The sequence below is a fragment of the Pseudonocardia nantongensis genome (assembly GCF_046546495.1).
GTDB classification, from domain to species: Bacteria; Actinomycetota; Actinomycetes; order Mycobacteriales; family Pseudonocardiaceae; genus Pseudonocardia; species Pseudonocardia nantongensis.
The window spans coordinates 144,119-167,588 of record NZ_JBKGXT010000013.1 but is presented as its reverse complement, the minus strand read 5'-3'; the positions used below and the strand labels follow the sequence as shown (position 1 = coordinate 167,588).

The 23,470-nt window shown below is 73.6% G+C and carries 24 protein-coding genes; 5 read left to right on the top strand and 19 right to left on the bottom strand.

Features of this window, described 5'->3' with window-relative positions; all coding sequences use genetic code 11:
• Positions 1-105: 105 nt before the first annotated feature.
• The gene (locus ACLFMI_RS16040) at positions 106-552 is read left to right on the top strand and encodes an Lrp/AsnC family transcriptional regulator (protein WP_410948661.1); all 447 of its coding nucleotides are present in this window, start codon (positions 106-108) and stop codon (positions 550-552) included.
• 8 nt (positions 553-560) lie between these two features.
• Here the strand turns inward: ACLFMI_RS16040 and ACLFMI_RS16035 are convergent, their stop codons facing one another.
• The 7 genes from ACLFMI_RS16035 to ACLFMI_RS16005 form a co-directional block, all read right to left on the bottom strand.
• Positions 561-1,028: an Rv2732c family membrane protein gene (locus tag ACLFMI_RS16035; protein WP_410948660.1), complete on the bottom strand. Its 468-nt coding sequence runs from the start codon at positions 1,026-1,028 to the stop codon at positions 561-563.
• 58 nt (positions 1,029-1,086) lie between these two features.
• Positions 1,087-1,794 (bottom strand): M24 family metallopeptidase, encoded by a 708-nt coding sequence (locus ACLFMI_RS16030; RefSeq protein ID WP_410948659.1) that lies wholly within the window; start codon positions 1,792-1,794, stop codon positions 1,087-1,089.
• Between the two features lie 19 nt (positions 1,795-1,813).
• On the bottom strand, positions 1,814-2,263 hold the full coding sequence (locus ACLFMI_RS16025; protein WP_410948658.1) for a zf-HC2 domain-containing protein: 450 nt from the start codon (positions 2,261-2,263) through the stop codon (positions 1,814-1,816).
• 69 nt (positions 2,264-2,332) lie between these two features.
• Positions 2,333-3,481 (bottom strand): fatty acid desaturase family protein, encoded by a 1,149-nt coding sequence (locus ACLFMI_RS16020; protein ID WP_410948657.1) that lies wholly within the window; start codon positions 3,479-3,481, stop codon positions 2,333-2,335.
• Between the two features lie 26 nt (positions 3,482-3,507).
• Complete coding sequence (locus ACLFMI_RS16015) at positions 3,508-4,632, bottom strand: ferredoxin reductase (protein ID WP_410948656.1); 1,125 nt, start codon at positions 4,630-4,632, stop codon at positions 3,508-3,510.
• A 175-nt stretch (positions 4,633-4,807) separates the two neighbouring features.
• Entirely contained in the window at positions 4,808-6,253 is a 1,446-nt protein-coding gene (locus tag ACLFMI_RS16010) for an MDR family MFS transporter (RefSeq protein ID WP_410948655.1), read from the bottom strand.
• Complete coding sequence (locus ACLFMI_RS16005) at positions 6,250-6,888, bottom strand: TetR/AcrR family transcriptional regulator (RefSeq protein ID WP_410948654.1); 639 nt, start codon at positions 6,886-6,888, stop codon at positions 6,250-6,252. The genes ACLFMI_RS16010 and ACLFMI_RS16005 overlap by 4 nt, the downstream gene beginning before the upstream one ends.
• Positions 6,889-7,079: 191 nt before the next feature.
• On the opposite strand from ACLFMI_RS16005, the gene ACLFMI_RS16000 reads away from it, so the two are divergent.
• Genes ACLFMI_RS16000 through ACLFMI_RS15990 form a run of 3 tightly spaced genes read left to right on the top strand, consistent with a single transcriptional unit; the run spans position 7,080 to position 11,732 of the window.
• Positions 7,080-8,300, top strand: coding sequence for a cytochrome P450 (locus tag ACLFMI_RS16000; RefSeq protein WP_410948653.1), 1,221 nt, complete (start codon positions 7,080-7,082; stop codon positions 8,298-8,300).
• A gap of 43 nt (positions 8,301-8,343) precedes the next feature.
• The gene (locus ACLFMI_RS15995) at positions 8,344-10,164 is read left to right on the top strand and encodes a flavin-containing monooxygenase (protein ID WP_410948652.1); all 1,821 of its coding nucleotides are present in this window, start codon (positions 8,344-8,346) and stop codon (positions 10,162-10,164) included.
• Positions 10,161-11,732: an NHL repeat-containing protein gene (locus ACLFMI_RS15990; RefSeq protein ID WP_410948651.1), complete on the top strand. Its 1,572-nt coding sequence runs from the start codon at positions 10,161-10,163 to the stop codon at positions 11,730-11,732. The genes ACLFMI_RS15995 and ACLFMI_RS15990 overlap by 4 nt, the downstream gene beginning before the upstream one ends.
• Before the next feature lie 16 nt (positions 11,733-11,748).
• On the opposite strand, the gene ACLFMI_RS15985 is transcribed toward ACLFMI_RS15990, so the two are convergent.
• The 8 genes from ACLFMI_RS15985 to ACLFMI_RS15950 all read right to left on the bottom strand — a co-directional run bounded on the left by ACLFMI_RS15985 (position 11,749) and on the right by ACLFMI_RS15950 (position 18,421).
• Positions 11,749-12,432, bottom strand: a complete 684-nt coding sequence (locus ACLFMI_RS15985; protein ID WP_410948650.1) for a TetR family transcriptional regulator — start codon at positions 12,430-12,432, stop codon at positions 11,749-11,751.
• Positions 12,433-12,498: 66 nt separating this feature from the next.
• Positions 12,499-13,317, bottom strand: a complete 819-nt coding sequence (locus tag ACLFMI_RS15980) for a mycofactocin-coupled SDR family oxidoreductase (RefSeq protein ID WP_410948649.1) — start codon at positions 13,315-13,317, stop codon at positions 12,499-12,501.
• Positions 13,318-13,368: 51 nt separating this feature from the next.
• Positions 13,369-14,364 carry a tripartite tricarboxylate transporter substrate binding protein gene (locus ACLFMI_RS15975; protein WP_410948648.1) on the bottom strand — a complete coding sequence of 332 codons (996 nt, stop codon included), beginning with the start codon at positions 14,362-14,364 and terminating at the stop codon, positions 13,369-13,371.
• 3 nt (positions 14,365-14,367) lie between these two features.
• Positions 14,368-15,345 (bottom strand): tripartite tricarboxylate transporter substrate binding protein, encoded by a 978-nt coding sequence (locus ACLFMI_RS15970; protein WP_410948647.1) that lies wholly within the window; start codon positions 15,343-15,345, stop codon positions 14,368-14,370.
• 11 nt (positions 15,346-15,356) lie between these two features.
• Positions 15,357-15,803, bottom strand: coding sequence for a tripartite tricarboxylate transporter substrate-binding protein (locus ACLFMI_RS15965; protein WP_410948672.1), 447 nt, complete (start codon positions 15,801-15,803; stop codon positions 15,357-15,359).
• Complete coding sequence (locus ACLFMI_RS15960; RefSeq protein ID WP_410948646.1) at positions 15,701-16,330, bottom strand: tripartite tricarboxylate transporter substrate-binding protein; 630 nt, start codon at positions 16,328-16,330, stop codon at positions 15,701-15,703. The genes ACLFMI_RS15965 and ACLFMI_RS15960 overlap by 103 nt, the downstream gene beginning before the upstream one ends.
• On the bottom strand, positions 16,327-17,919 hold the full coding sequence (locus ACLFMI_RS15955; protein ID WP_410948645.1) for a tripartite tricarboxylate transporter permease: 1,593 nt from the start codon (positions 17,917-17,919) through the stop codon (positions 16,327-16,329). The genes ACLFMI_RS15960 and ACLFMI_RS15955 overlap by 4 nt, the downstream gene beginning before the upstream one ends.
• Before the next feature lies 1 nt (position 17,920).
• Positions 17,921-18,421, bottom strand: a complete 501-nt coding sequence (locus ACLFMI_RS15950) for a tripartite tricarboxylate transporter TctB family protein (RefSeq protein WP_410948644.1) — start codon at positions 18,419-18,421, stop codon at positions 17,921-17,923.
• A 153-nt stretch (positions 18,422-18,574) separates the two neighbouring features.
• Between ACLFMI_RS15950 and ACLFMI_RS15945 the strand changes: the two genes are divergently transcribed.
• Positions 18,575-19,465, top strand: a complete 891-nt coding sequence (locus ACLFMI_RS15945) for a LysR family transcriptional regulator (RefSeq protein WP_410948643.1) — start codon at positions 18,575-18,577, stop codon at positions 19,463-19,465.
• A gap of 143 nt (positions 19,466-19,608) precedes the next feature.
• On the opposite strand, the gene ACLFMI_RS15940 is transcribed toward ACLFMI_RS15945, so the two are convergent.
• The 4 genes from ACLFMI_RS15940 to ACLFMI_RS15925 form a co-directional block, all read right to left on the bottom strand.
• Positions 19,609-19,911: a hypothetical protein gene (locus ACLFMI_RS15940; RefSeq protein WP_410948642.1), complete on the bottom strand. Its 303-nt coding sequence runs from the start codon at positions 19,909-19,911 to the stop codon at positions 19,609-19,611.
• Positions 19,912-20,072: 161 nt separating this feature from the next.
• On the bottom strand, positions 20,073-20,360 hold the full coding sequence (locus ACLFMI_RS15935; protein ID WP_410948641.1) for a hypothetical protein: 288 nt from the start codon (positions 20,358-20,360) through the stop codon (positions 20,073-20,075).
• A gap of 423 nt (positions 20,361-20,783) precedes the next feature.
• Positions 20,784-22,421: a long-chain fatty acid--CoA ligase gene (locus tag ACLFMI_RS15930; protein WP_410948640.1), complete on the bottom strand. Its 1,638-nt coding sequence runs from the start codon at positions 22,419-22,421 to the stop codon at positions 20,784-20,786.
• A 131-nt stretch (positions 22,422-22,552) separates the two neighbouring features.
• Positions 22,553-23,422 carry a universal stress protein gene (locus tag ACLFMI_RS15925; protein ID WP_410948639.1) on the bottom strand — a complete coding sequence of 290 codons (870 nt, stop codon included), beginning with the start codon at positions 23,420-23,422 and terminating at the stop codon, positions 22,553-22,555.
• Positions 23,423-23,470: the final 48 nt, after the last annotated feature.

Sequence of the window (23,470 nt, the reverse complement as noted above, 5' to 3'; positions counted from 1 at the left end):
CCCACCCCACCGACACAACGAACCTCGGACACTTTCCCTCAAAGACGCAACAGATCGTGCTCTAATGACGCTCTGGCATGAGTTCGTTGCGCGAGGAGGCCCTCATTGCCCGCCGCCGTGGACGTCGACGACATCGACCACGCCCTGCTGCGCCTGCTGGGCGTGGACGGTCGGCGGACCTTCGCCGACATGGCCGGAACCGTCGGGCTGTCCACCGCGGCGGTGAAGCGCCGGGTCGACCGGCTGCGCGAGGCCGGCGTGATCACCGGGTTCACCGTGCAGGTGGACCACGCGCGGCTCGGCTGGGGCGTCGAGGCGTTCAGCGAGGTCCGCTACGCGGGCTCGACGAACGTCACCGAGATCGTGGAGACCGCGTCCCGGCAGCCGGAGGTGCAGGCCGTCTACACCGTCGCCGGCGACCTCGACGCCCTGGTGCAGGTGCGGGTCCGCGACCTCGACCACCTGCAGGAGGTGGTCGACCGGCTGCGGCGCACCGGGACCGTGACCGGCACCCGCACGCTCATGGTGCTCGGGCGCTGGACCCGGAGCTGAGGACCCGCTCAGTCCGGTGTGTGCAGGGCGATCCGGCACCAGGTCACGGCGAGCACCAGGACCGCCAGGACGTCGATCACCAGACCGGGACCGACGTCGTCGACGGGCAGACCGGAGCGCCGCGACCAGATCGCCCACAGCCCGGCGATCGTGGCGATGCCGCACAGCGCGCCCGCCGCCCAGGCCAGCGGCCAGAACCGGACCACCAGCGCGAGCCCGGACACGACCACACCGAGGCCGGTGACCAGCGCGAACAACCACGGCAGCGGCCCGGCGACGACGTAGCCGGCCAGCACCCGCCAACCCGCCGCCCCGTCGGTCCAGGGCATCAGCAGGGCCGCGGCGGCGGCGGCCGTCGCACCGCCCGCGACGACCGCGGCCGGGCCCAGGTCGATCCACCGGTCCACCCGCCACGCGATCCGGGACAGCTCGGCACGCAGTTCGGACGAGGCCTCCGGCGTGCGCCGTTCGCTCATCCCCGCCTCCCCGGGCCGGCTGCTCGGTTCCGGACATGGTCGCGCACCCGGCGACCGGTCAGGGGCGCAGGGTCAACAGCTGCTCGAAGAACCCGCCGATCCGCCGCTCCCGGTCGACCAGGTGCACCTCGAGGATCCAATGGCAACGTCGCCCCGACGGGTCCAGCCGGCGCATCGGGTGATCGCTGCCCGGCGCGATGTAGCTCTCGACCCGCTCCCCGTCGACGAACTCGTGCGGGAACTCCCCGACCAGGTGCCCGCTGTGCGGGCCGCCGAGCTCCCAGCCCGCCGCCTCGGCCAGCCCGACGACGTGGGCGTACAGCTCGGCCCCGCTGATCTGCGGGTGCGCCTCGAAGTGCGCGCGACCGGCCTCCCAGATCCGCGGCAGGTCGTCGCACAGCCGCGCCTTGACCGGGTCGTCGCCGAGCACGAACGTCCGGCCGACGTCGGCCTCCCACTCGGCGAAGATCGGCCCCAGGTCGACGAAGACGACGTCGTCGGCACCGATCACCCGGTCCGGCGGGTTCGCGGCGTACGGCGCCAGGGTGTTCTCCCCGGACCGCACGACCCGCTTGTGCCAGTGCCGGTCGGTGCCGAACAGCTCGGCGCCGAGATCACGGATCCGGTCGCTGACCACGCGTTCGGTCTCGCCGGGGACGATCAGGCCGCGCCGGGCGGTCTCGTCGAACAGCGTGACCGCCTTGCGCTCGGCCGCGAGGAGTTCGCGGGCCCGGGAACCCTCGTCGGGCGGGGCGGTACTGGTCACGGACGGCACTCCTCTGCTCTCAGGCAACCTGCTGACCGCACCGGCAGGGCGCGCCCTGCTGGCAGCCACAGCCACACGTGGCCGCGCAGCCACAGCTGCCGGCCCCGGACACGCCGGCGGACGCGGACACGACGACGGGCACGGTCACCGGCGCGCCGTCACCCGGCCCGCAGCAGCCCCCGACGCTGACCAGGCCCGGACGCACCGGGTCCGGACGCACCGGGTCCGGGGGCTCGGCCTCGGCCGCCGGCTCGGCGAGGCCGAGGGTGGCGAGCACGGCACCGGCGAGGTCCGGGACCGGCTCGGCCGCGCGGACCCGGACCAGCCGGCCGATCCGCTCGGCGGACGCGGCGAACGCGTGGCACGGCAGGCACCGGGCGAGGTGGTACTCGACCCCCTCCCGCGGGGCGTCGGCGCGCTCGCCGTCGAGGTGCGCGGACACCGCCTCCCGGCACTGCTGACACTCCATGCCCCCACTGTCGCTCAGGAAGGCCCCGCGGTTCCATCCGGACCGGATCCTCTCCGCGGCGCGGGCATGTCAGGCCGCGGCCGCCCGGCGCCGCCGGCGCAGCAGGCCCCGCCGCTCCCGCTCGTGCTCGCGGGCCCGGATCGACCGGGCCGGCAGCGACAGCCGCCAGATCGAGCGGGTCGCCTGCCAGATCTGCCGCGGGAACGGCCCGGTGGTGTAGGGCAGGTCGTACTTCTCGCACAGCGCCCGCACCTTCACCGCGATCTCCGGGTACCGGTTCGAGGGCAGGTCCGGGAACAGGTGGTGCTCGATCTGGTAGCCGAGGCTGCCGGACATCACGTGCATCAGCCGGTTGCCGCCGAAGTTCGCCGAGCCGAGCAGCTGGCGCAGGTACCACTCCCCGCGGGTCTCGCCGTCGAGCTCGTCCTCGGTGAACACCTCGGCGCCGTCCGGGAAGTGCCCGCAGAAGATGATCGCGTACGACCAGACGTTCCGGATCACGTTGGCCACGGCGTTCGCGGTCAGCGTGGAGACGAACGCCGGGCCGGTCAGCGCCGGGAACAGCAGGTAGTCCTTGCGCATCTGCCTCGCGTGCTTGCGGCCGACCTCGGCGAGCTTGCGCCGGAACTCCGCCGGGTCCTCCACGTGCAGCTTGAGCAGGCCGTCGACGTCCAGGTCGTGCAGCGAGACGCCGTGCTCGAACAGCAGCATCAGCGCCACGTTCCAGACCGGCTGCCCCAGGTAGACCGGATGCCAGGGCTGGTCGGCCCGGACCCGGAGGATCTCGTAGCCGACGTCCTTGTCCCTGCCGATCACGTTCGTGTACGTGTGGTGCAGGTAGTTGTGCGAGTGCTGCCACTGGTCGGCCGGGCACACGTTGTCCCACTCCCACGTCGCCGAGTGGATCTCCGGATCGTTCATCCAGTCCCACTGGCCGTGCATGACGTTGTGCCCGATCTCCATGTTCTCCAGGATCTTGGCGACCGCGAGCATCGCGGTCCCTGCCGCCCAGATCGGCGGGATCCGGCTGCCGAACAGGGTCACCCGGGCGGCCACGTTCAGCCGGCGCTGCCAGGTGATCAGCGAGCGGATGTAGTCGGCGTCGACCTGCCCGCGGCGGTCCTCGACGTCAGCGCGGATCGCGTCCAGCTCGCGTCCGATCGCGTCGACGTCGGCCTCGGTGAGATGGGCGAACTCACGAACGTCGGAAATGGCCATCGGGTGCCTCCAGGGTCGGGTTCGGTTCAGATGTCGAGCTCGCAGTCGCCGGCCGCGGCGGTGATGCAGGTCTGAACCTGCTCGGCGGGGGTGTCCGGGTCGGCGCGGTGCTCGGTGCCGTCACGCAGGTCGCGCACGGCGCCCGAACGCAGGCCGACCATGCAGGTGTGGCAGATGCCCATCCGGCAGCCGTAGGGCAGCGACAGGCCGGCCTCCTCGCCGGCGTCCAGCAGGGTGGTGGCGCCGTCCGCGGCCACTTCGGCCCCGGACCGGGCGAAGGTGACGGTGCCGCCCTCGGCAGCACCGCCCCGCAGCGACGCCGAGAACCGCTCGACGCGCAGCCGGTCGGCGACCCCGGCCCGCTCCCACAGGTCCTCGACCTCGTCGAGCATCGCGGCCGGCCCGCACGCCCAGGTGGTGCGCTCCCGCCAGTCCGGGCAGTACCCGGCGAGGTCGTCCGGGGTCAGCCGCCCGCGCTCGCCGGTGAGGTGGCGGTGCACCGTCAGCGACGGGTGCCGGGCCGCCAACCGGTCCAGCTCGTCGCCGAAGATCACGTCACCGCTGCGCGGGGCGGAGTGCACGACGACGACGTCGGGGACCGTGTCGCGCCGGTCCAGCGTCCGCAGCATCGCCATGATCGGGGTGATCCCGCTGCCCGCGGTCAGGAACAGGACGACCGACGGCGGCGGGTCCGGGAGCACGAACTCGCCGCGCGGCAGGGCCAGCCGGACGAGCGTGCCGGGCTCGACGCCCTCGACCAGGTGCCGGGACAGGAACCCCTCCGGCATCGCCTTGACCGTCACCGAGATGTGCCGGCGGTCCCGCTTCGGCTCCGAGGTCAGCGAGTACGACCGCCAGTGGAACCGGCCGTCGATCTGGACCCCGATCCCGACGTACTGCCCGGGGCTGTACGCGAACGACCAGCCCAGCCCGGGCCGGATCACCAGCGTCACCGCGTCCGCGGTCTCCTGCTGCACCGACACGATCCGGCCGCGGAGCTCACGCGCCGACCACAGCGGGTTGAGCAACAGCAGGTAGTCGTCGGGCAGCAACGGCGTGGTGAACCGGGCAGCCGCCTTCCGCGCGCGGCGGACGGTGCGTGGCAGTGCCTCCGTGGTGTCGGCCTCCGTGGTGTCGCCGGAGTCGCTCATGGGATCGCCTCCCCGTCGTGGCCCCGTCCATCGGACCCGATCCGGGCCGAGCTGGCAACTTGGGGAGGCGATACCATCATGACGTGCGACGATGCCCGGCGCCGGCGTCGATCTCAGATGTAACCGTCACTCGCCCACCGGCGATGTCACGTGCACAGGCGGGGCGCGGCCCGCGCTACTCCGCCTCGGCGGCGGCACCGACCGCCGCCGGCCGTCCGGTCGCGGCCGGACGCCTGCGGACCAGCAACGACACCACCACGGCCAGCACCCCGACGCCGGCGGCGACCAGGAACGCGGCGTGCAGGCCGTCCGCGTCCGGGGCGGCGCCCGCGGAGCCCAGCGCGGCCACGGTGACGAACAGCGCGGTGCCCAGCGCCCCGGCGACCTGCTGCAGGGTGGACAGGATCGCGCTGCCGTGCGGGTACAGCTCATCGGTCAGCGAGCCGAGCGCCTCTGTCATCAGCGGCGTCATCATCAGGGACAGCCCGGCCATCAGCACGAGGTGGATCGCGATCACCGTGACCAGCGACGACGCCGGCCCGAGCGTGGTGAACAGGCCCAGCGCCGCGGCCATCAGCACCGCCCCCGGGATCACCAGCGGCCGGGCGCCGACCCGGTCGAACAGCGCGCCGACCGGGCGGCCGAGCAGGCCCATCATGAGCCCGCCGGGCAGCACCGCGAGCCCGCTGACCAGCGTGCCGGTGTCCAGCACGGTCTGCAGGTAGAGCGGCAGCAGCACGGCGGCGACGCCGATCAGGCACAGCAGCACCAGCGCCGTCAGCACCAGGGCGACGACGAACGTGCGGGACCGGAACGGGCGCAGGTCGAGCAGGGCCCGGTCGTCCCGGGCGAGCCGGAACTGACGGTCGACGAACACCGCGAGCGCGAGCACCCCGACCACGAGCGGCAGCCACGGCGGGACCGGCTGCTCGCCGCCGCCGGACTCGCCGATCGCGGACAGCCCGTAGACCAGGCCGCCGAACCCGACGGCCGACAGCAGCACGGACGGCACGTCCAGCGGGACCACCCGGCCGCCGCCGCCCAGGCGCAGCCACCGGGCACCGACGGCGAGCGCGGCCACGGCCAGCGGCAGCACCAGCCAGAACATCCACCGCCAGCCCAGGCCGGACAGGATCGCGCCGCCGATGGTCGGCCCGACGGCCGGCGCGACGGCGATGACCAGCGTGATCGTGCCCATCGTGCTGCCGCGCCGCTCCTCGGGCACCAGGCGCATGATCGTCGTCATCAGCAGCGGGATCATCATCGCGGTGCCCGCGGCCTGCACGATCCGGCCGGCCAGCAGCACCCCGAACCCGGGGGCGAGCCCGCCGATCAGGGTGCCGGTGGCGAACAGCCCGAGCGAGGTCAGGAACACCTGGCGCGGGGTGAAACGGTCCAGCAGGTAGCCGGTGGTCGGGATGACCACGGCCATGGTGAGCAGGAAGCCGCTGGTCAACCACTGCACGGTGGTCGTCGGGACGCCGAGGTCGACGCTCAGGTCGCGCAGCGCGATGCTCAGGATCGTCTCGTTGAGGATCATGACGAAGGCGGCGCCCACCAGGACCGCGATCAGCGGTCCGGTGCGCGGCGCCGGCACCGGGTCGGTGCGTGGGGAGGTCACTGCGGTTCTCCTGCCGGGGTACGGGCGGTTGCGGGGGTGCGGGCGTCGTCGTCGTCGAGGCCCCGGGTGGCGGTGTGGACGGCCTCGGTCAGCCGGGCCGCCGGGTCGGCCGGGGTACGGCCGTCGAGGAACGCGGCGGCGAGCTCCTCGGAGGTGATGCGGAGCGCGCCGGCCAGCGCCGCGGCCTGGACGTGCACGCGCAGGTCGTTCACGGGCAGGCCGGTGCGCTCGGCGACCAGGTCGGCCAGCGTGGCCTCGGCGCGCTCGTGCAGGACGAGCCAGACCGCGCGCAGCGCCGGCTCGGTCCGGGACAGCCCGATCACCGCGAGGGCGAGCTCACCGTCCGTGTCGGCCTCCGGATCCACCGCCGGCGGCGCGTCGAGCAGGTGCTCGTCGAGCGACCGGTCGGCCGGCCACGCACGGAGGACCTCCACGAAGGAGTCGAGGCTGCGGGCGAGCACCGGCTCGACGCAGCTCTCCTTCGTCCGGAAGTAGCGCCACAGGGTGCGGCCGGACAGCCCGACCGCCTCGGCGATCCGCTCGCCGCTGGTCCCGGCCACCCCGTGTGCGCGGAACAGCCGGACCGCCTCGCGGGACATCTCCAGGCGCAGCCGGGTCCGTCGCAGGTCGGTCATCGGGCGTCGACCACGGGCGGGTGCGACGGCGGTCATGCGCACCCCCTGTCACTCGTTGCTTTTCTGTCAGTCAGCGACACTAGTGATCCGCCGGAGCGGTCGCGACGAGATCCTCGTCTCAGGGTGCCTAATTGGCAGTGTGTGCCACAATTTCTTCGGCACGTGATCATCGATCGTCCCGAGGAGCCACCGTGACCGCCACCGAGACCGGACGTTGCCCCTACGCCCGCAGCTACCCGCTGGGCGAGGCGGCCGAGCTGGACTTCGACCCCGGCTACGCCGAGCTGCGCCGGGACGAGCCGCTCACCCGGGTCCGGATGCCGTACGGGCAGGAGGGCTGGCTGGTCACCCGCTACGACGACGTCCGCACCGTGATGTCGGATCCGCGGTTCAGCCGGGCCGCGGTCGTCGACGCCGACGTGCCCCGGGCACTCCCGGAGCGTCCCGGCCAGCCCGACTCGATCATCAACGTGGACCCGCCCGAGCACGGCCGCCTGCGCCGGCTGGTGATGGCCGCGTTCACCGCCCGGCGGGTGGAGCGGATGCGGCCGCACGTCCAGAAGATCGCCAGCGGGCTGATCGACGAGCTCGTCGCGCAGGTCGGGCCCGCCGACCTGGTGTCGGCGGTGTCGATGCCGTTCCCGGTGATCGTGATCTGCGAGCTGCTCGGGGTGCCCCTGGACGGCCGGGACACCTTCCGGGCCGCCGCCGACGCGGCGCTGTCGACCTCGGCGATCCCGGTCGAGCAGCGCCGGCAGGCCATGCTCGACCTGCACGGCTACATCGCCTCGCTGGTCGCCGAGCGCCGGGAGCGCGCGGACGGCCCGGGCGACGACGTCCTCGGCGGGCTCGTCTCGGCCCGCGACGAGGACGGCGACCGGCTCTCCGAGGGCGAGATGGTCTCGCTCGGGTCGGCGATCCTGCTGGCCGGGCACGAGACGACCATGAACATGACCGGCAACATGGTCTGGACGCTGCTCGCGGACCGGGCGCGGTGGGACGCCCTGGTCGCCGACCCCGCGGGCGTCCCCGCCGCGGTCGAGGAGATGCTGCGCTTCACCCCGCTCGGCCGCCAGGCCGGGCTGCCGCGGATCGCCACCGAGGACGTCGAGATGACCGGTGGCACCGTCCGTGCCGGTGAGGCCGTGCTGGTGTCGACCAACGCCGCGAACCGGGACCCGGAGGTGTTCGACGCCCCGGAGGAGCTCCGGCTCGACCGCACCCCGGGAGCGCACGTCGCGTTCGGCTACGGCCCGCACCACTGCCTCGGCGCCTCGCTGGCCCGGATGGAACTGCAGACGGTGCTGCGGACACTGGTGACCCGGCTGCCGTCGCTGGACCTGGACGGCGACGTCGAGTGGCGCGCGACGTCCGCGGTCCGCGGCCCCGCCCGGCTGCCGGTGACCTGGTGAACCGGCTCCCCCGACCCCGACCACCTATGGAGGACGAGTACCGGTGACGAGCGAGGTCACCACCCGGACCGACACCAGCACCGGCGACCCGACGGCGTCCGACATGGACGGGCTGCGGGAGCGTTACCGCTACGAGCGGGACCGCCGGATCCGTGCCGACGGCACCGCGCAGTACCGGGCCACCACCGGCGAGTTCGGCTACTACGCCGACGACCCCTGGTCGTCCGCGACCGAACGGGCCGCCCGGACCGACCACGTCGACGCACTCGTGGTCGGGGGCGGGTTCGGCGGCCTGACCGCCGCGGCCCGGCTGCGCGACGCCGGCCTGGAGCGGATCCGGATCGTCGACACCGCGGGCGACGTCGGCGGCACCTGGTACTGGAACCGCTACCCGGGCATCGCCTGCGACATCGAGTCGTCGATCTACCTGCCGATGCTCGAGGAGATCGGCACGATGCCCAGCCGCAAGTACCCGCCGGGCGAGGAGATCCGCGGGCACGCCCGCGCGATCGCCGAGCGCTTCGACCTCTACCGCGACGCCCTGTTCGGCACCGGGATCACGTCCCTGGCCTGGGACGACGACGCCGGGCACTGGCGGGTGCGCACGGACCGCGGCGACGACATGTCCGCCCGCTACGTGGTGGTCTCCTCGGGCCCGTTCAACCGTCCCAAGCTGCCCGGCATCCCGGGCATCGAGGACTTCACCGGCCACACGTTCCACACCAGCCGCTGGGACTTCGGCTGGACCGGCGGCGACGCGACCGGCGGGCTGGACCGGATCGGCGGGAAGCGGATCGCGGTGATCGGCACCGGGGCGACCGCGATCCAGTGCGTGCCGCACCTGGCCGAGGGCGCCGAGCACCTCTACGTCGTCCAGCGGACCCCGTCCGCGGTGGACACCCGCGACGACGCGCCCTACGACGAGCGGTGGTGGACCTCGCTGCAGCCGGGCTGGCAGCGGCGCCGCCGCGAGGACTTCCTGCACCGGATGAACATGCATCCCCCGCTGCTCGGCGACGACGACGGTGTCGCCGACAGGTGGACCGACACCGCGCCGATCCGCGGCGTGCGGCGCTACGCCCGGACCCGGGACACCGAGAGCCTGGCCGAGGCCCTGGAGATCGCCGACGCGGAGAAGATGGACGAGCTCCGGGCCCGGGTCGACGCGGTCGTCGAGGACCCGGCGACCGCCGCGGCACTGAAGCCCTGGTACCGGCAGATGTGCAAGCGGCCGACGTTCTCGGACCGCTACCTGCAGGCGTTCAACCGGGAGAACGTGACCCTGCTCGACACCGGAGGGCAGGGCGTCGAGCGGATCACCGCCGACGCCCTGGTGGTCGGCGGGACCGAGTACCCGGTGGACGCGATCGTGTTCGCCACCGGCTTCGAGCTCGGCGCCGACCCGGCCACCCGCGCCGGCGCGGACGTCCGCGGCCGGGACGGGCTGCCGCTGGCGCGGCGGTGGTCCGACGGGCTGCACACCCTGCACGGCTGGGTCAGCCGCGGCTTCCCGAACCTGTTCCACGTCGGCGCGCTGCAGAACTCGGCGTCGGTGAACTTCGCACACGTGCTGGAGGAGCAGGCCTCGCACATCGCCGCGGTCGTCGGCGAGGCCGGCCGGCGCGGGGCGTCGGTCGTCGAGCCGAGCGCGGAGTCCGAGGACGCCTGGGTCGCCACCATCCGCGAGCGCGCCGTCGACCAGCAGGGCTTCCTGGCCGAGTGCACCCCCGGCTACTACAACTTCGAGGGCCGCCCGCGGAAGCGCAACGAGCAGTTCGGCGGCGGGCCGGTCGAGTTCCACGAGGTACTGCGCAGCTGGCGGGACGGCGGCATGTCCGACGTGCTCGGCGAGGGGGCCCGGTGACGGCACGGCCGCTCGCCGGCGGCGCACCCGGTCCGGTGTGGACCGCACCGGGCCTGCAGGTGAAGCGGTGTGCCGGGCCGAACCCACTGTGGGCCTCGAACGGCGTCGCGTTCGGCCCGGACGGCCGGCTCTGGATCGCCCAGTTCCTCGGCGGCACCGTCGGCGCGCTCGACGTGACCACCGGCGGGATCGAGACCGTGCTCGGCCCGGACGGCCCGCTGACCGCTCCGGACGACATCGCCTTCGCCGACGACGGCACGCTGTTCGTGGTGGACCTGCCTGCCGGGCTGGTGTGGCGGCGCACCCCGGACGGCGCGCTGTCGGTCGCCGCGGACGGGATCGTCGCACCGGACGGGATCGCCTGGCACCGGGGCCGGCTGTTCGTCAACGAGCTGGCCCCGGACGGCCGGCTGCTGGAGATCGACCTGGCCGGTGGCCCGCACCGGGTGCTGGCCACCGGCCTGGCCCTGGGCAACGCGATGGAGGTCGGCCCGGACGGCCTGCTGTACTACCCGCACCTGATGGGCGGCGAGGTCTGGCGGGTCGCTCTCGACGGCGGCACCCCGGAACGCCTGCACACCGGGCTGGACCGGCCGGTCGCGGTGCGGTTCGACCCGGCCGGGCGGCTGCGGATCCTGTCCAACGGCGAGCGCGGCACGCTGTGGACCGGCTCCGCCGGCGGCGCGCTCACCGGGTTCGACACCGGGATCGGCGGCGCGGACAACGTCGCGTTCGGCGCCGACGGGACCGCCTGGATCTCCGGGGCGTTCCGCGGCGGGATCCACGCGCTGTCCCCCGGCGGCGCGCTGCGCGAGGTCGTGCCGCCCGGGCTGAACGGGCCGTTCGGCGTCGCGTGCGCGGCGGGCGGGGTGCTGGCGTCCGACTACTTCGGACTGGTCCGGGTCCCGGACGGCGGGGTACCCGAGTACCTGGGCGACGTCGTCGCCCAGGTGCGCGGCGGGGTCCGCGGGGTCGCCGTGCACGCCGGGAACACCGTGCTCGCCACCGACGCGGGCGGTCTGTGGCGCGGCGGGCCGGGCCGCTGGTCGCCGCTGGCCTCCGGGCTCGGCTCCCCCACCGGCGTCGCCGACGGCGGCGACGGCGTCCTGGTCGCCGACACCGCGGCCGGGCAGGTGCTGCACGTCGCCGACGACGGGACCACCACCGTGCGGGCCGATGGGCTGGACCGGCCGGTCGGCGTCGCCTGCGACCCGGACGGCACCGGCTACGCGACGACGACCGGCGGCGGCCGGGTGGTCCGGCTCGCCGACGGTGCGGTGCTCGCCGCCGGCCTGCAGCACCCGGAGGGGCTGGCCGTGCACGGCGGCGCGCTCTGGTGCGCCGAGGCCGGCACCGGCCGGTTGCTGCGGATCGACCCGGTCCGGCGCAGCACGACGGTCGCGGTGTCCGGGCTCGCGTTCGACGTCCGGCCGCCGCACGTCCCGGCGGACTGCCGCAGCGGCCTGGCACGGCGACCGGCCCCGTTCGCCGGGGTCGCCGCGGACGGCGGCGGGGTGGTCGTGGCGCTCAGCGGTGACGGTGGCCTGCTGGGCGTGACCGCGGCCTGACCGGGCGAGCCCCCGGTCAGCCGGGACCCGCCGGGCCCACCGGGTCGCCGGCGACGACGCCGCGGGTCGCTGCCCGCACGGTGGCCGACAGCCGCGCCCGCAGCTCCTCCGAGGGCTGGTCGCCGTCCGCCGTGGCGGCGGCGATGTCCTCGGTGGCGATCCGCAGCGCCGCGTTCAGCGCGGCGGCCTGCACCCGGACCTCGACGTCGTCCGGGTCGCGGCCGAGCCGCTCGGCCACGATCGCGGCGAGCACCGGCTCGGCCCGCTCCTGCACCACCAGCCAGATCGCGCGCAGGGCCGGCTCACCGGCCGACATCCGCACCACGTCGAACACCAGCTCGCCGTCACCGGGCTCGGCGTCGGCGTCGGCGCGGTAGTCGGCGACCAGGTGCTGCTCCAGCGACCGCTCCGCCGGCCAGCGGCGCAGGCAGGCGACGAAGGCGGCGATCGACAGGCTCAGCACCGGCTCGACGCAGCTCTCCTTGGTGCGGAACCAGCGCCAGAACGTCCGCGCGGACAGCCCGACCGCCTCGGCGATCTGGTCGCCGCTGGTCGCGGCGACCCCGTGCTCGCGGAACAACCGGATCCCGGCGCGCGAGATCTCCAACCGCTGCAGGGTCCGCCGCCGCTCGCTCATCGGCCGCCGGCCGCGGCGCGGCGCGGCGCCGGACGCCGCCGACTCGGCTGCTTCCGCCGACACCCGTCCACCTCCCCGCTCCGGCCGGACGGCCAGCGTAGTGCCCGCCGGGAACGCGTCGCGGACCGCTCAGAACTCCGTGACGCCGGCGTCCGGGGCGAGCTCGTGCGCGGTCACGTACCGGGACTCGTCGGAGGCCAGGAACAGCACGGAGTCCGAGACGTCCTCGGGCCGGGTGATCTCGACCGGGATCAGGTTGGTGAACATCGGGGCCAGCCGCTGGTCGCCGGCGATCGCCTTCCCGACCGCGGCCTGCATGTCCCCGGTGCCCATCGGCGTATCGACGCCGGTCGGGTGCAGGCTGTTGACCCGCACGTGGTGGCGCCCGAGCTCGACCGCGAACGCCTTGGCCATCCCGCGGACCGCCCACTTGCTGGTGGTGTAGGGGACCATGAACGGCTGCACCTTCAGCCCGGCGGCCGAGCTGACCAGCACGATCGAGCCGCCGCCCGCCGCGACCAGGTGCGGCGCACCGGCCATCACGGTGTTCCAGACGCCGGTCACGTTCACCGACAGCGTGTCCGCGAAGACCTCCGGGGACACCTCGTCCCAGGGGGCGGGCACGCAGATCCCGGCGTTCGCGACGACCACGTCGAGCCGTCCCAGCTGCTCGACGGCGTCGTCCACCGCGGCACGCAGCGCGTCGAGGTCGCGGACGTCGAGCCGGGCCGACACGATCCGGCGGCCCTCCTTCTCGACCAGCCGGACGGTCTCGGCCAGGTCCTCCGGGGTGGCCGAGTCGTAGCGCACGCTCGGCAGCGGCCCCGCGACGTCGACCGCGATCACGTCGGCGCCCTCGGCGGCCAGCCGGACGCAGTGCGCCCGGCCCATCCCCCGCGCGGCCCCGGTGACCAGGGCGACCTTTCCTGCGACGCGGCCCTGCGACATCCGGTGTCCCTTCCTCGAGGTCAATCGATAGAAGCCTACCGATTGAGCGGGTCAGTCAGCACCCAGCTGCCGGGCCACCGGGCCGTAGACCTCGACGATCCGGTCCAGCCGGGCGCGGAACTCGGCGGCCCCAACGAACTCGTCCGGGACGTAGGCCTCGTCGAGCTGGGCCCGCACCGCGGGGTCGGCCAGCCCGGCCCGCATCGCCTCCTCCAGCCGGCCGATGATCTCCGGCGGTGTCCCGGCCGGCGCGCCGAGCCCGAAGATCGAGGTGCTGTAGGTGAGCTCCGGGAAGCCCAGCTCGGCCAGCGTCGGCGTGTCCGGCAGGTACCGCACGCGCTGTGCCGGGCTGATCGCCAGCGGCCGGAAGTCACCGGCACCGATCTGCTCGCGGATGTCCTGCGAGGCGTTCACGAAGACCGCGTCGACGGTGCCCCCGAGCACCGCCTGGATCAGCTCCGCGTTGCCGTCGAACGGCACCACGGTCACCTCGACCCCGTACTCACCTGCCAGCCTGCGCAGCTCGATCGCCTGCGACGTGGTGGCACCGGGAGTACCGACGGTGAGCTCGCCCGGCCGGGCACGCGCGGCGTCGAGGAACGCACGGGCGTCCGGGAACGGCGAGCCGGCCCCCACGGCGAGCACCGACGGGATCTCGGTGATCACGCCGACCGTGTCGAAGTCGTCCAGGCCGTAGCCGACGTCCTGGATCAACGGAGTGACCACCGTGGATGGTGCCGCGACGAGCGTGAGGGTGTACCCGTCCGGCTCCTCGCCGACGAACTCGGTCATCGCGACAGACCCGGCGGCGCCCGGCTTGTTCTCCACCAGGACCGGTTGGCCGAGCCGCTGCTCGAGGAACCCGCCCATCGCCCGCGCGGCCAGGTCGGTCGGCCCGCCCGCGGTGTAGGGGACGATGATCCTGATCTCCTCCGACGGGTACTCCGCGGCGGTGCCGCCTCCGCCACCGGACGGCGAGGAGCAGGAGACGGCGAGCGTCAGCGCGGCGACGAGGGCCGCCGCCCGCGAGAACCAGCGTATGCCCATCGCTCAGCCCCCCAGGACCGGCTCGTAGACCGAGCGGGTGCGTTCGAACTCCGCGCGCAGCTCGTCGCCGCCGCGGAACTGCGGACCGATGTAGCGGTCCCCGACCTTCCCGACGACGCCCGGGTCGTCGTGCGCCCGGCGCAACGCGTCCTCCAGCCTCGCGCGCACCGGCTCCGCCAGCCCCGCCGGCCCGGCAAGGCCGAACGTCGACCCGGACAGGGTCAGCCCGGCGAACCCGGCCTCCACCAGCGTGGGGGTGTCCGGCAGCCAGTCGAGGCGCTGCGCGGTGGACACCGACAGCGGCCGGAACGCCCCCGACTCCAGGTTCTGCACGACGTCCTGCGAGGCGTTGATCAGGACGGCGTCGACGTTGCCGCCGAGCAGCGCGGTGGTCATCTCCGCGTTGCCGTCGAACGGGACGGCGGTGACCTCGACGCCATGCTCGTCCCGCAGCCGCTGCAGCTCGATGCCCTGCGGGGTGGTCGCCCCCGGCACGGCGACGGTGATCGTGCCGGGCCGGGCGCGGGCGGCGTCCATGAACGCGGTGACGTCCCGATAGGGGGACCCCCTGCCCACCGCGAGCAGCGAGGGCACCTCGGACATCACCCCGACCGGGGTGATGTCCGCAGCGGAGTACCCGACGTCGTTGGCCAGCGGGGTGAGCACCATCGTGCCGGCGGTGACCAGCGAGAGCGTGTACCCGTCCGGCTCGGCGGAGATCAGCTCCTGGCCGGCCTCCGCGCCGGACCCGCCCGGCCGGTTCTCCACCACCACCGGCTGCCCGAGGTCGCGTTCCAGGAACTCGCCGTAGGCGCGGGCCGTGAGGTCGGTGGGGCCGCCCGCGCCGTAGGGCACGAGCAGCCGGATCTCCTCGGTGGGGTAGGCGTCCGGCTCGCCGTCGCCTCCCGCTCCGCCGCCGCATGAGGCGAGCAGCGGCAACGCGGCGAGTGCGGCGACGGCCCGGACGAGGGTGCGACGCATGGTTCCTCCGATCACGGGCCGACGACCCCCCGGAACGTCTCCTCGGTGCGCACGAACAGGTCGGCCAGCGCGTCGCTGCCCAGGAACTGCTCCGGCACGTAGCGCTCGTCGAGGACCTTCACGACCTCCGGGTCGGCCGAGGCCGCGCGCATCGACTGTTCGACGCGGTCCACCACCGGCGGCGGGGTGCCGGCCGGGGCGAGCAGCCCGAACGTCGTCGTGCTCTGGGTGAGCTCGGGGAAGCCGAGCTCGGTGAACGTCGGCCCGTCCAGGTACGGCAGGCGTTGCCCGGTGCCCACCGCGACCACCCGCAGGTCACCGGACTCGATGGCGGGCAACATGTCCTGCGAGACGTTCACGAATCCGGCCACCGTGTTGCCGCCGAGCAGCGCGGTGAGCACCTCCTGGTTGCCGTCGAAGGGCAGCACGGTGAGGGGGACGCCGTAGAGTTCGGTGATCCGGCGGGTCTCCGCGGCGTGCGTGTTCGTCGCGCCGGGGGTGGCACGGTGACCTGCTGCGGGTTGGCCCGGGCGTCGGCGAACAGGGCCCCGAGGTCCCGGTACGGCGACCCGGCCGGGACCACCAGCGCCGAGGGCACCTGGGTGATCACCCCGACCGGAGCGAAGTCCTCGCGGGTGTAGCCGACGTCGTTGACCAGGTAGTTGAGCACCGCGGTGGGCAGCGCGGTCATCGACAGGGTGTGCCCGTCCGGATCGGACGAGATCAGCTCCTGATACGCGGTGGATCCGGAGGCGCCGGGGAGGTTCTCGACGAGCACCGGCCGGCCGAGATCGCTCTCCATGAACCGGCCCAGCGCGCGGGCGGCGATGTCGGTGGGCCCGCCCGCGACGTAGGGCACGATCAGCCGGATCTCCTCGGAGGGGTAGCTCTCGCCGCCCCCGGACTCCCCGGACGGGGCGCCGCAGGCGGCGAGCAGCAGGCACGCCGCGAGCGCGGCGGCGGCGGACAGGCGCAGTCGAGTCATCGTTCCCCCGTGGTCGGGCGGGTGGCCGGGTCGGTGGGCGCCGGTTCGGTGGGTGCGCCGGGGTCATCCGGGCCCTCGCCGGGTTTGTCCGGGTCGTGCCGGTGCAGCACCCGGGCCCGGCGACGGGCGGTGACGACGCTCAGCACCACGAGCAGCAGCATCAGGGCGAGCAGCGACCCGGAGATCGGGCGGGAGACGAAGATCCCCAGGCTGCCTCCGGAGATCAGCATCGACTGCCGGAAGGCCTCCTCCATGATCGGGCCGAGCACGAAGGCCAGCACCAACGGCCCGGGTTCGAAGCCGGTCTTCTTCATCAGCCAGCCGAGTACGCCGAAGGCCAGCACCACCCACATGTCGCTGACGTCGTTGTTGATCGAGAAGACGCCCGCCATCGTGACCAGCAGGGCGAACGCGGCGAGGATCCCGGCGCGCACCCGCAGGATCTGCACGAACACCCCGACCAGCGGGATGTTCAGGATCAGCAGCATCAGGTTGCCGATCGCCATCGAGGCGATCACGCCCCAGAAGATCTCCGGGTTCTGCTCGATCAGCCGCGGACCGGGGGTGACGCCCTGCACCAGCAACGCCCCGAAGATCAAAGCGAGTACCACGTTCGCCGGGATGCCGAGCGTGAGCAGCGGGATGAACGCCGATGGGGAGGAGGCGTTGTTCGCCGTCTCCGGCCCCGCGACACCCTCGATCGCGCCCCGCCCGAACCGGCTCGGGTCCTTGGCCCGGCGCTTCTCCAGCGCGTAGGAGGCCAGCGAGGACACCACTCCGCCGCCGCCGGGCAACACGCCGATCAGGAACCCGAGCACGCTGCCGCGGGCCATCGCGCCCGAGGACGCCCGCAGGTCGGCCCGGGTGGGCCAGATGTGGCGGACCTTCTGCACCGCGGCCTGCGCGGTCGGGGTGCGCTCCAGGTTGTGCAGGATCTCGCCGACACCGAACAGGCCCATCGCGACGGCCACGAAGTCCAGCCCGTCGAACAGCGACACCTCGCCGAACGTGAACCGGGTGGTGCCGGTGATCGGGTCCTGGCCGATCGTGGCGAGCAGCAACCCGAGCGCGGCCATGCTGAAGCTCTTCAGCGCCGAGCCGGTACCCAGGTAGGTGACGAGCAGGATGCCGAGCAGGGTCAGCGCGACGTACTCCGGCGGTCCGAAGGAGACGGCCAGCGCGGCCAGCGGCGGGGCCAGCAGGACGAGCCCGAGCACCGACACCATCCCGCCGCCGAACGAGCCGATCGCGGCGGTGCCGAGCGCCGGGCCGGCCCGCCCCTGACGGGCCATCTGGTAGCCGTCGAAGGTGGTGACGACCGAGGCCGCCTCCCCGGGCAGGCGCAACAGCACCGAGGTGATCGTGCCGCCGTACATCGAGCCGTAGTAGATGCCGGCCAGCAGGATCACCGCGGTCGCAGGCTCGATCCCGTACGTCAGCGGGAGCAGCAGCGCGATGGTGGCGGTCGGGCCGAGCCCCGGCAGCACTCCGATGACCGTGCCGACGAGCACGCCGAGGAAGACGTACAGGATGTTGATCGGATCGAGCGCGACTGCGAAGCCCTGCGCGATCCCGTCGAGGAGGCCCACGTCAGCCCCCGAACAGTTCGACGACGACGTCGTCCGGGAACGGCACGCCCAGGATCAGGTCGAACAGCACGTAGAAGCCGGCCGACCCCGCCAGTGCCAGCCCCAGCGACCACCACCAGGACTCCCGTCCGAAGATCCGCAACCAGAGCAGGAGGAACAGGAATGCGGGGAGCAGGAAGCCGACCGCATCGAACGCGACCACGAACACGCCGAGGCCGGCGACCCCGCCGACGATCCGCGCACTGCCGAGGGTCCAGGTCTCGTAATCGGCCGGGTCGTCGACCGCCACCAGGATCAGCGCCGATCCGGTGAGCAGCAGCGCGACGATGAACGGCCACATCCCCGGCCCGGGCGCGGTGAGCTCCCCGAGCGACAGCCCGACGGCGCCGACCAGCGCGGCCACCCCGACGCCCAGGACCACGAGCGGTCCCAGTCGGTGCAGTTGCGCGCGGACGCGGTGCGTCCCGGCGGCCCGCTTCGACGACATTGTCGAGCGATCCATCGTCACCCTTCCGGAGGCCGGCGAACGTGAGCGGTGACACTAGGTTGACCGACTGACGCCGTCCAATACACGATGACGCCTCGTTTGAGATCCAATATTCATCAATCACCGGTCGTGCAGGGCCGCCGGCGCCGGACCGGGAGGTGAGGAGCGGTGGAGCTGCGTCATCTCGACGCCTTCGTCGCCGTCGCCGAGGAGTTGCACTTCGGCCGGGCCGCGCACCGGCTGCACGTCACGCAGCCGGCACTCAGCCAGCAGGTCAAGCATCTCGAACGTGACCTCGGCGTGCGGCTGCTGGAGCGCACCACGCGGCAGGTGCGGCTCACCAACGCCGGCACCGTGTTCGTCGAGCACGCCCGCCGGGTGCTCGGCGAGGCGGACCGTGCCCGGGAGTCCGTGCTGCTCGCGGACGAGGGCGAGCGCGGCGAGATCCGGGTCGGGCTCACCGGCGTGATGACGTGGCGGCTGCTGCCCCGGATGTCGCGGGCCTACCGCCAGCGGTTCCCGCTGGTCCGGCTGGAGCTGCACCCCGCGGTGTTCAGCGGCGCCCACCTGGACGGGCTGGCCGAGGGGACGATCGACGTCGCGTTCCTCCGCACACCCGTCCCCCCGCCGCTGGCCAGCCGGATCCTGCTGGACGAGAACCTGGCCGCCGTGCTCCCCGAGGAGCACCCGCTGGCCGGCCGCCCGGAGGTGCAGCTGGCCGAGCTGGCCGGCGAACCCTTCGTCAGCTACCCGGCCCGTCAGGGTTCGTCGTTGCGGGACACGGCGATGCGGGCGTGCGCCTCGGTGGGATTCCGGCCGCAGGTGGTCCAGGAGGCACCGGACACGCACACGGTGGTGGCGCTCGTCGGGGCGGGCGTCGGGGTCGCGCTGCTGCCGGCATCGGCGGAGACCCTCCGGCTGGAGGGTGTGGTGTTCCGGCCGGTGGCCGGCGCGGACCTGCGGGTGCCGATCGCACTGGCCTGGCGCCGGGACGACCCCTCCCCCGTGCTCGCCGGTTTCCTCGACGTCGCCGAGGACATCCTGCCCTCGGCGGGGTGAGCCGGGCCCGGCCGCATGGTGGAGTCGACCGGACGCGTCACGGGGAAGGTCGCGCTGGTCACCGGCGCCGCGCGGGGAATGGGCCGGGCGCACTGCGCCCGGCTGGTGGTACCGAGACTATACGTTGCGCCCGGAGGACATGATCAGCCCCGGGACAGCCGGCGGGCGTTGCCCCGCACCCGGGTACGGACCGGCGCCAGCACCCGCGCGGTCGTCGCCGGGCCGGGCACCGACGTGGCGGCGACCACCGCTGCCTCGGTGAACGCCTGCACCTTCTCCTGCCACATGCGGGCGTACTCGCGCCGGTCGCGGGCGCTCGGCGGCCACCCGCCGGTCAGCATCCGGGCCGTCCGCAGGCTGATGACCAGCGGCGCCGTCACCGCGATCTCCACCGGAGCCGACCAGACCCGGACCAGGTCACGGATCGGGAGCGGGGTCGCTGGCATCCCCGCAGCGTAGGCGATCTGGCACCGGCCGGGTCAGGACGGCAGCGCGTACCCGCCGAACTTCTCCCGCAGCATCTTCCTGGAGAACCTGGCCGGACCGGGCGAGCAGATGACTGCCCGGCCGTGCCGGAGCAGGTGGCCCGTACCGAACCGAGTCCGGGTCAGCGCACTCGCCCGAGGATGACGGCGAGCTCGTCAGGAGCTGAGATCGTGGCGGTGTGCGAGGAAGGGATGCGTTCGACGTGGTCCGCCGTAGCGGCCACCTGTTCCTGGGCGGCCGCGGGAAGGGCCTGGTCGTTCTCGGTGACGATGTAGGTGGTCGAGTGTCTCCGATCGGGTGCGGAGCTGGGTGCCGTGGCAGCTGCGATTGACAGCGGCACGAATTGACGCAGATAGGCCTCGGCGGGTTCTTTGTCCACATCGGCACAGAGGACCTGCCGGAGCAGCACCGGCGCTCTCGACGTGCTCCTTGACGGCAGCCGCGTCGGCCGCCACGTCTCCGAGTGCAGTCGGATCGGGACCGCAGCTCGGTAGTTGCTCGACCACGGCGACGTTGTGGCCGGCCTTCTCCAGCCGCGTAGTGACTTCGCTCCAGTACCAGCCACCGACGAAAGCGCCATGCACGAGGACGAAGGTGGACATGTCGGAGACCTCCTGGTCCTGGGCGTCGAACGAGGACCGTCCTGGTTTCGGTCCCTCGGTCGCATCGGCTCTCTTGGGGAACTGCCCAGCGCTGGCCGTGGACGGACGCTCGATGACCCAGCGCCGAGAGAGGAAGTGCGCACGAAACCCGCTCCGGCGAACCCGACGACGACCCGACGGGTCGACAGCGGCCCCTCAGTCCGCAGCTACACGGCTGGTCGGAGCCGGTATCAGACGTCGGGCGTGGCGACCTGGTAGCCGCCGAACTTCTCCCGCAGCGTCTTCTTGGAGAACTTGCCGACGCTGGTCTTGGGCACCTCGTCGATGAACTCGACGGCCTCGGGCAGCCACCACTTCGCCACCCGGTCGGCCAGGAACCCGATCAGCTCGTCCGCGGTGAGCTGCTCGCCCGGCTCGACGACGACGCAGGCCAGCGGCCGCTCCACCCACTTCTCGTGCGCGATCGCGATCACCGCGGCCTCGGCGACCTTCGGGTGGGCCATGATCTCGTTCTCCAGGTCCACCGAGCTGATCCACTCGCCGCCGGACTTGATCAGATCCTTGGTGCGGTCGACGAGCTTGACGTAGCCGTGCCGGTCGACGACGGCGACGTCGCCGGTACGCAGCCAGCCGTCGTCGGTGAACTGCACGCCACCGCCCTCGCCGCGGTGGTACTCCGCGGCGATCCACGGCCCGGCGGCCTGCACCTCACCGGTGCTGACGCCGTCCCAGGGCTGCTCCTCGCCGGACTCCGGGTCGGCGATCCGCAGGTCGACCAGCGGAACGGCCGGGCCCTGCATCGCGCGGACGTCCGCCTGCTCGTCGGTGGAGAGGTCGTCGTGCACGGTGCGGAGCAGGCCGAGGCTGGCCACCGGCGAGGTCTCGGTCATCCCCCAGCCCTGCAGCAGCGGCAGGCCGATCGCGGACCGGAAGCCCTCGGACAGCACCTTCGGCACCGCCGAGCCGCCGCACAGCACGGTGCGCAGCGCGGAGAGGTCGTAGTCGGCGAGCCTGGGCAGCAGGCCCATCCAGATCGTCGGGACCCCCGCGGCGACGGTGACCCGGTGCTCGGCCATCAGGGACAGGATCGCGTCCGGACTCATCCCCGGGCCGGGCAGCACCATCGACGAGCCGGCCAGCAGGCGGCCGTAGGGCAGGCCCCAGGCGTTCGCGTGGAACATCGGCACGACCGGCAGCACGACGTCGCGCTCACCGAGGCCGACGCCGTCGGCGAACAGCGTGGCCAGCGAGTGCAGCAGCGTCGAGCGGTGCGAGTAGACGACGCCCTTCGGGTTGCCGGTGGTGCCCGAGGTGTAGCACATCGCCGCGGCGGCGTTCTCGTCGTCGACGACGAACCGGCCGGCGTGCGGGTCGGCCGCGGCGAGCAGCTCCTCGTAGTGCCGGATCCGCGGGTCGTCGGGGATCTCGGTCGGCGCCCCGTCGTCGATCACGACCACGTGCCGGACCGTCTCCAGGCGGTCCACGTGCGGCCAGAACAACCCGAGCAGCGACCGCTCGACGACCACCACCTCGTCCTCGGCGTGGTTGGCGACGTAGACCAGCTGGTCGGGGAACAGGCGCAGGTTCAGCGTGTGCAGCACCCGGCCGGTGCACGGCACCGCCAGGTAGAGCTCGAGGTGCCGGGCCGTGTTCCAGCAGAACGTGCCGACCCGACCGTCCGCGGAGACGCCGAGCTCGTCCAGAACGGTGGCCAGCCGCCGGACCCGCACCGCCCAGTCGGCGACCGTCGTCGTCTCGACGGTGCCGGCCGGCGTGGCCGTGATCAGCTGCTTGTGCCCGAAGAACTGCTCCGCGCGGTGGAACACGTGCGGCAGCGTGAGCGGGCGGTCCTGCATGAGTCCGAGCATCGTTGCTCCAGGGGCTCCAGGGGCTGGGACGGTCGGGGCGGACGGCGCGGCGCCGTGCCCAGTATGGGCGGATCCTAACCGCGCGGAGCCCGTCCCGGGAAAGCCCGCGACCGGCGACCGGGACCCTCGGGTCAGGACCGCACGACGAGTACCGGGCAGTGCGCGTGGTGCAGCACGGCCTGCCCGACCGAGCCGAGCAGCAGCCCGGCCACCCCGCCGCGCCCGCGCGAGCCGACGACGACCAGGCCGGCGTCCGCGGACCCGTCGATCAGCGCCCGGGCCGGGCGGTCCCGCACCACGACCCGCTGCACCTCGACCTCGGGGTACTCGCCCGGGTGGCCGGCCAGCCGCTCGGCGAGCAGGGCCCGCTCCTCGGTCTCCCACGCCTCCTGGTCGACGAGCGACGCGGCCGCCGGGGCCACGGTGACGTCGAGCCAGGCGTGCACCGCGCGCAGCGGCACCGCACGGCGTGCCGCCCACTCGAACGCCGGCCCGATCGCGGCCTCCCCCGCCGGGGAGCCGTCCACGCCGAGCAGCACGGGCAGGCCGGAGTCGGGCCGCCGGTCACCCCGTACCACCAGCACCGGAGATCCGCCCCGCGCGGCCAGCGTGACCGCGACCGAGCCGACGAGCATGCCGCTGAAGCCACCGAGACCGCGGCTGCCGACGACGGTCAGCGTGGCCGCGTCCGACTCGGCGACCAGGACCGGGGCCGGGTAGCCGGTGCGCAGCTCCCGGTCGACCGCGATCCCGGGGGCGGCCTCGGTCGCGACCCGGACGGCGTCGTCGAGGGCGGTCTGCAGGGCCGCGGTCACCTGCTCCCGGTACGCACTCTCCAGGCCCAGGGTGTGCCGCGTCCGGGGCAGCGGCGTGTACACCGCCACGACCCGCAACCCGACGCCCCGGCCGAGCGCCTCCGATGCGGCCCACCGGACGGCGTCAGATCCGGACTCCGATCCGTCCACTCCGACCACGACCGGTCCCCCGTGCCGCTCGGCCATCACCCACGCACCTCCCGCTGCCGGTCCACCGGCACGGACCCAGCCTGC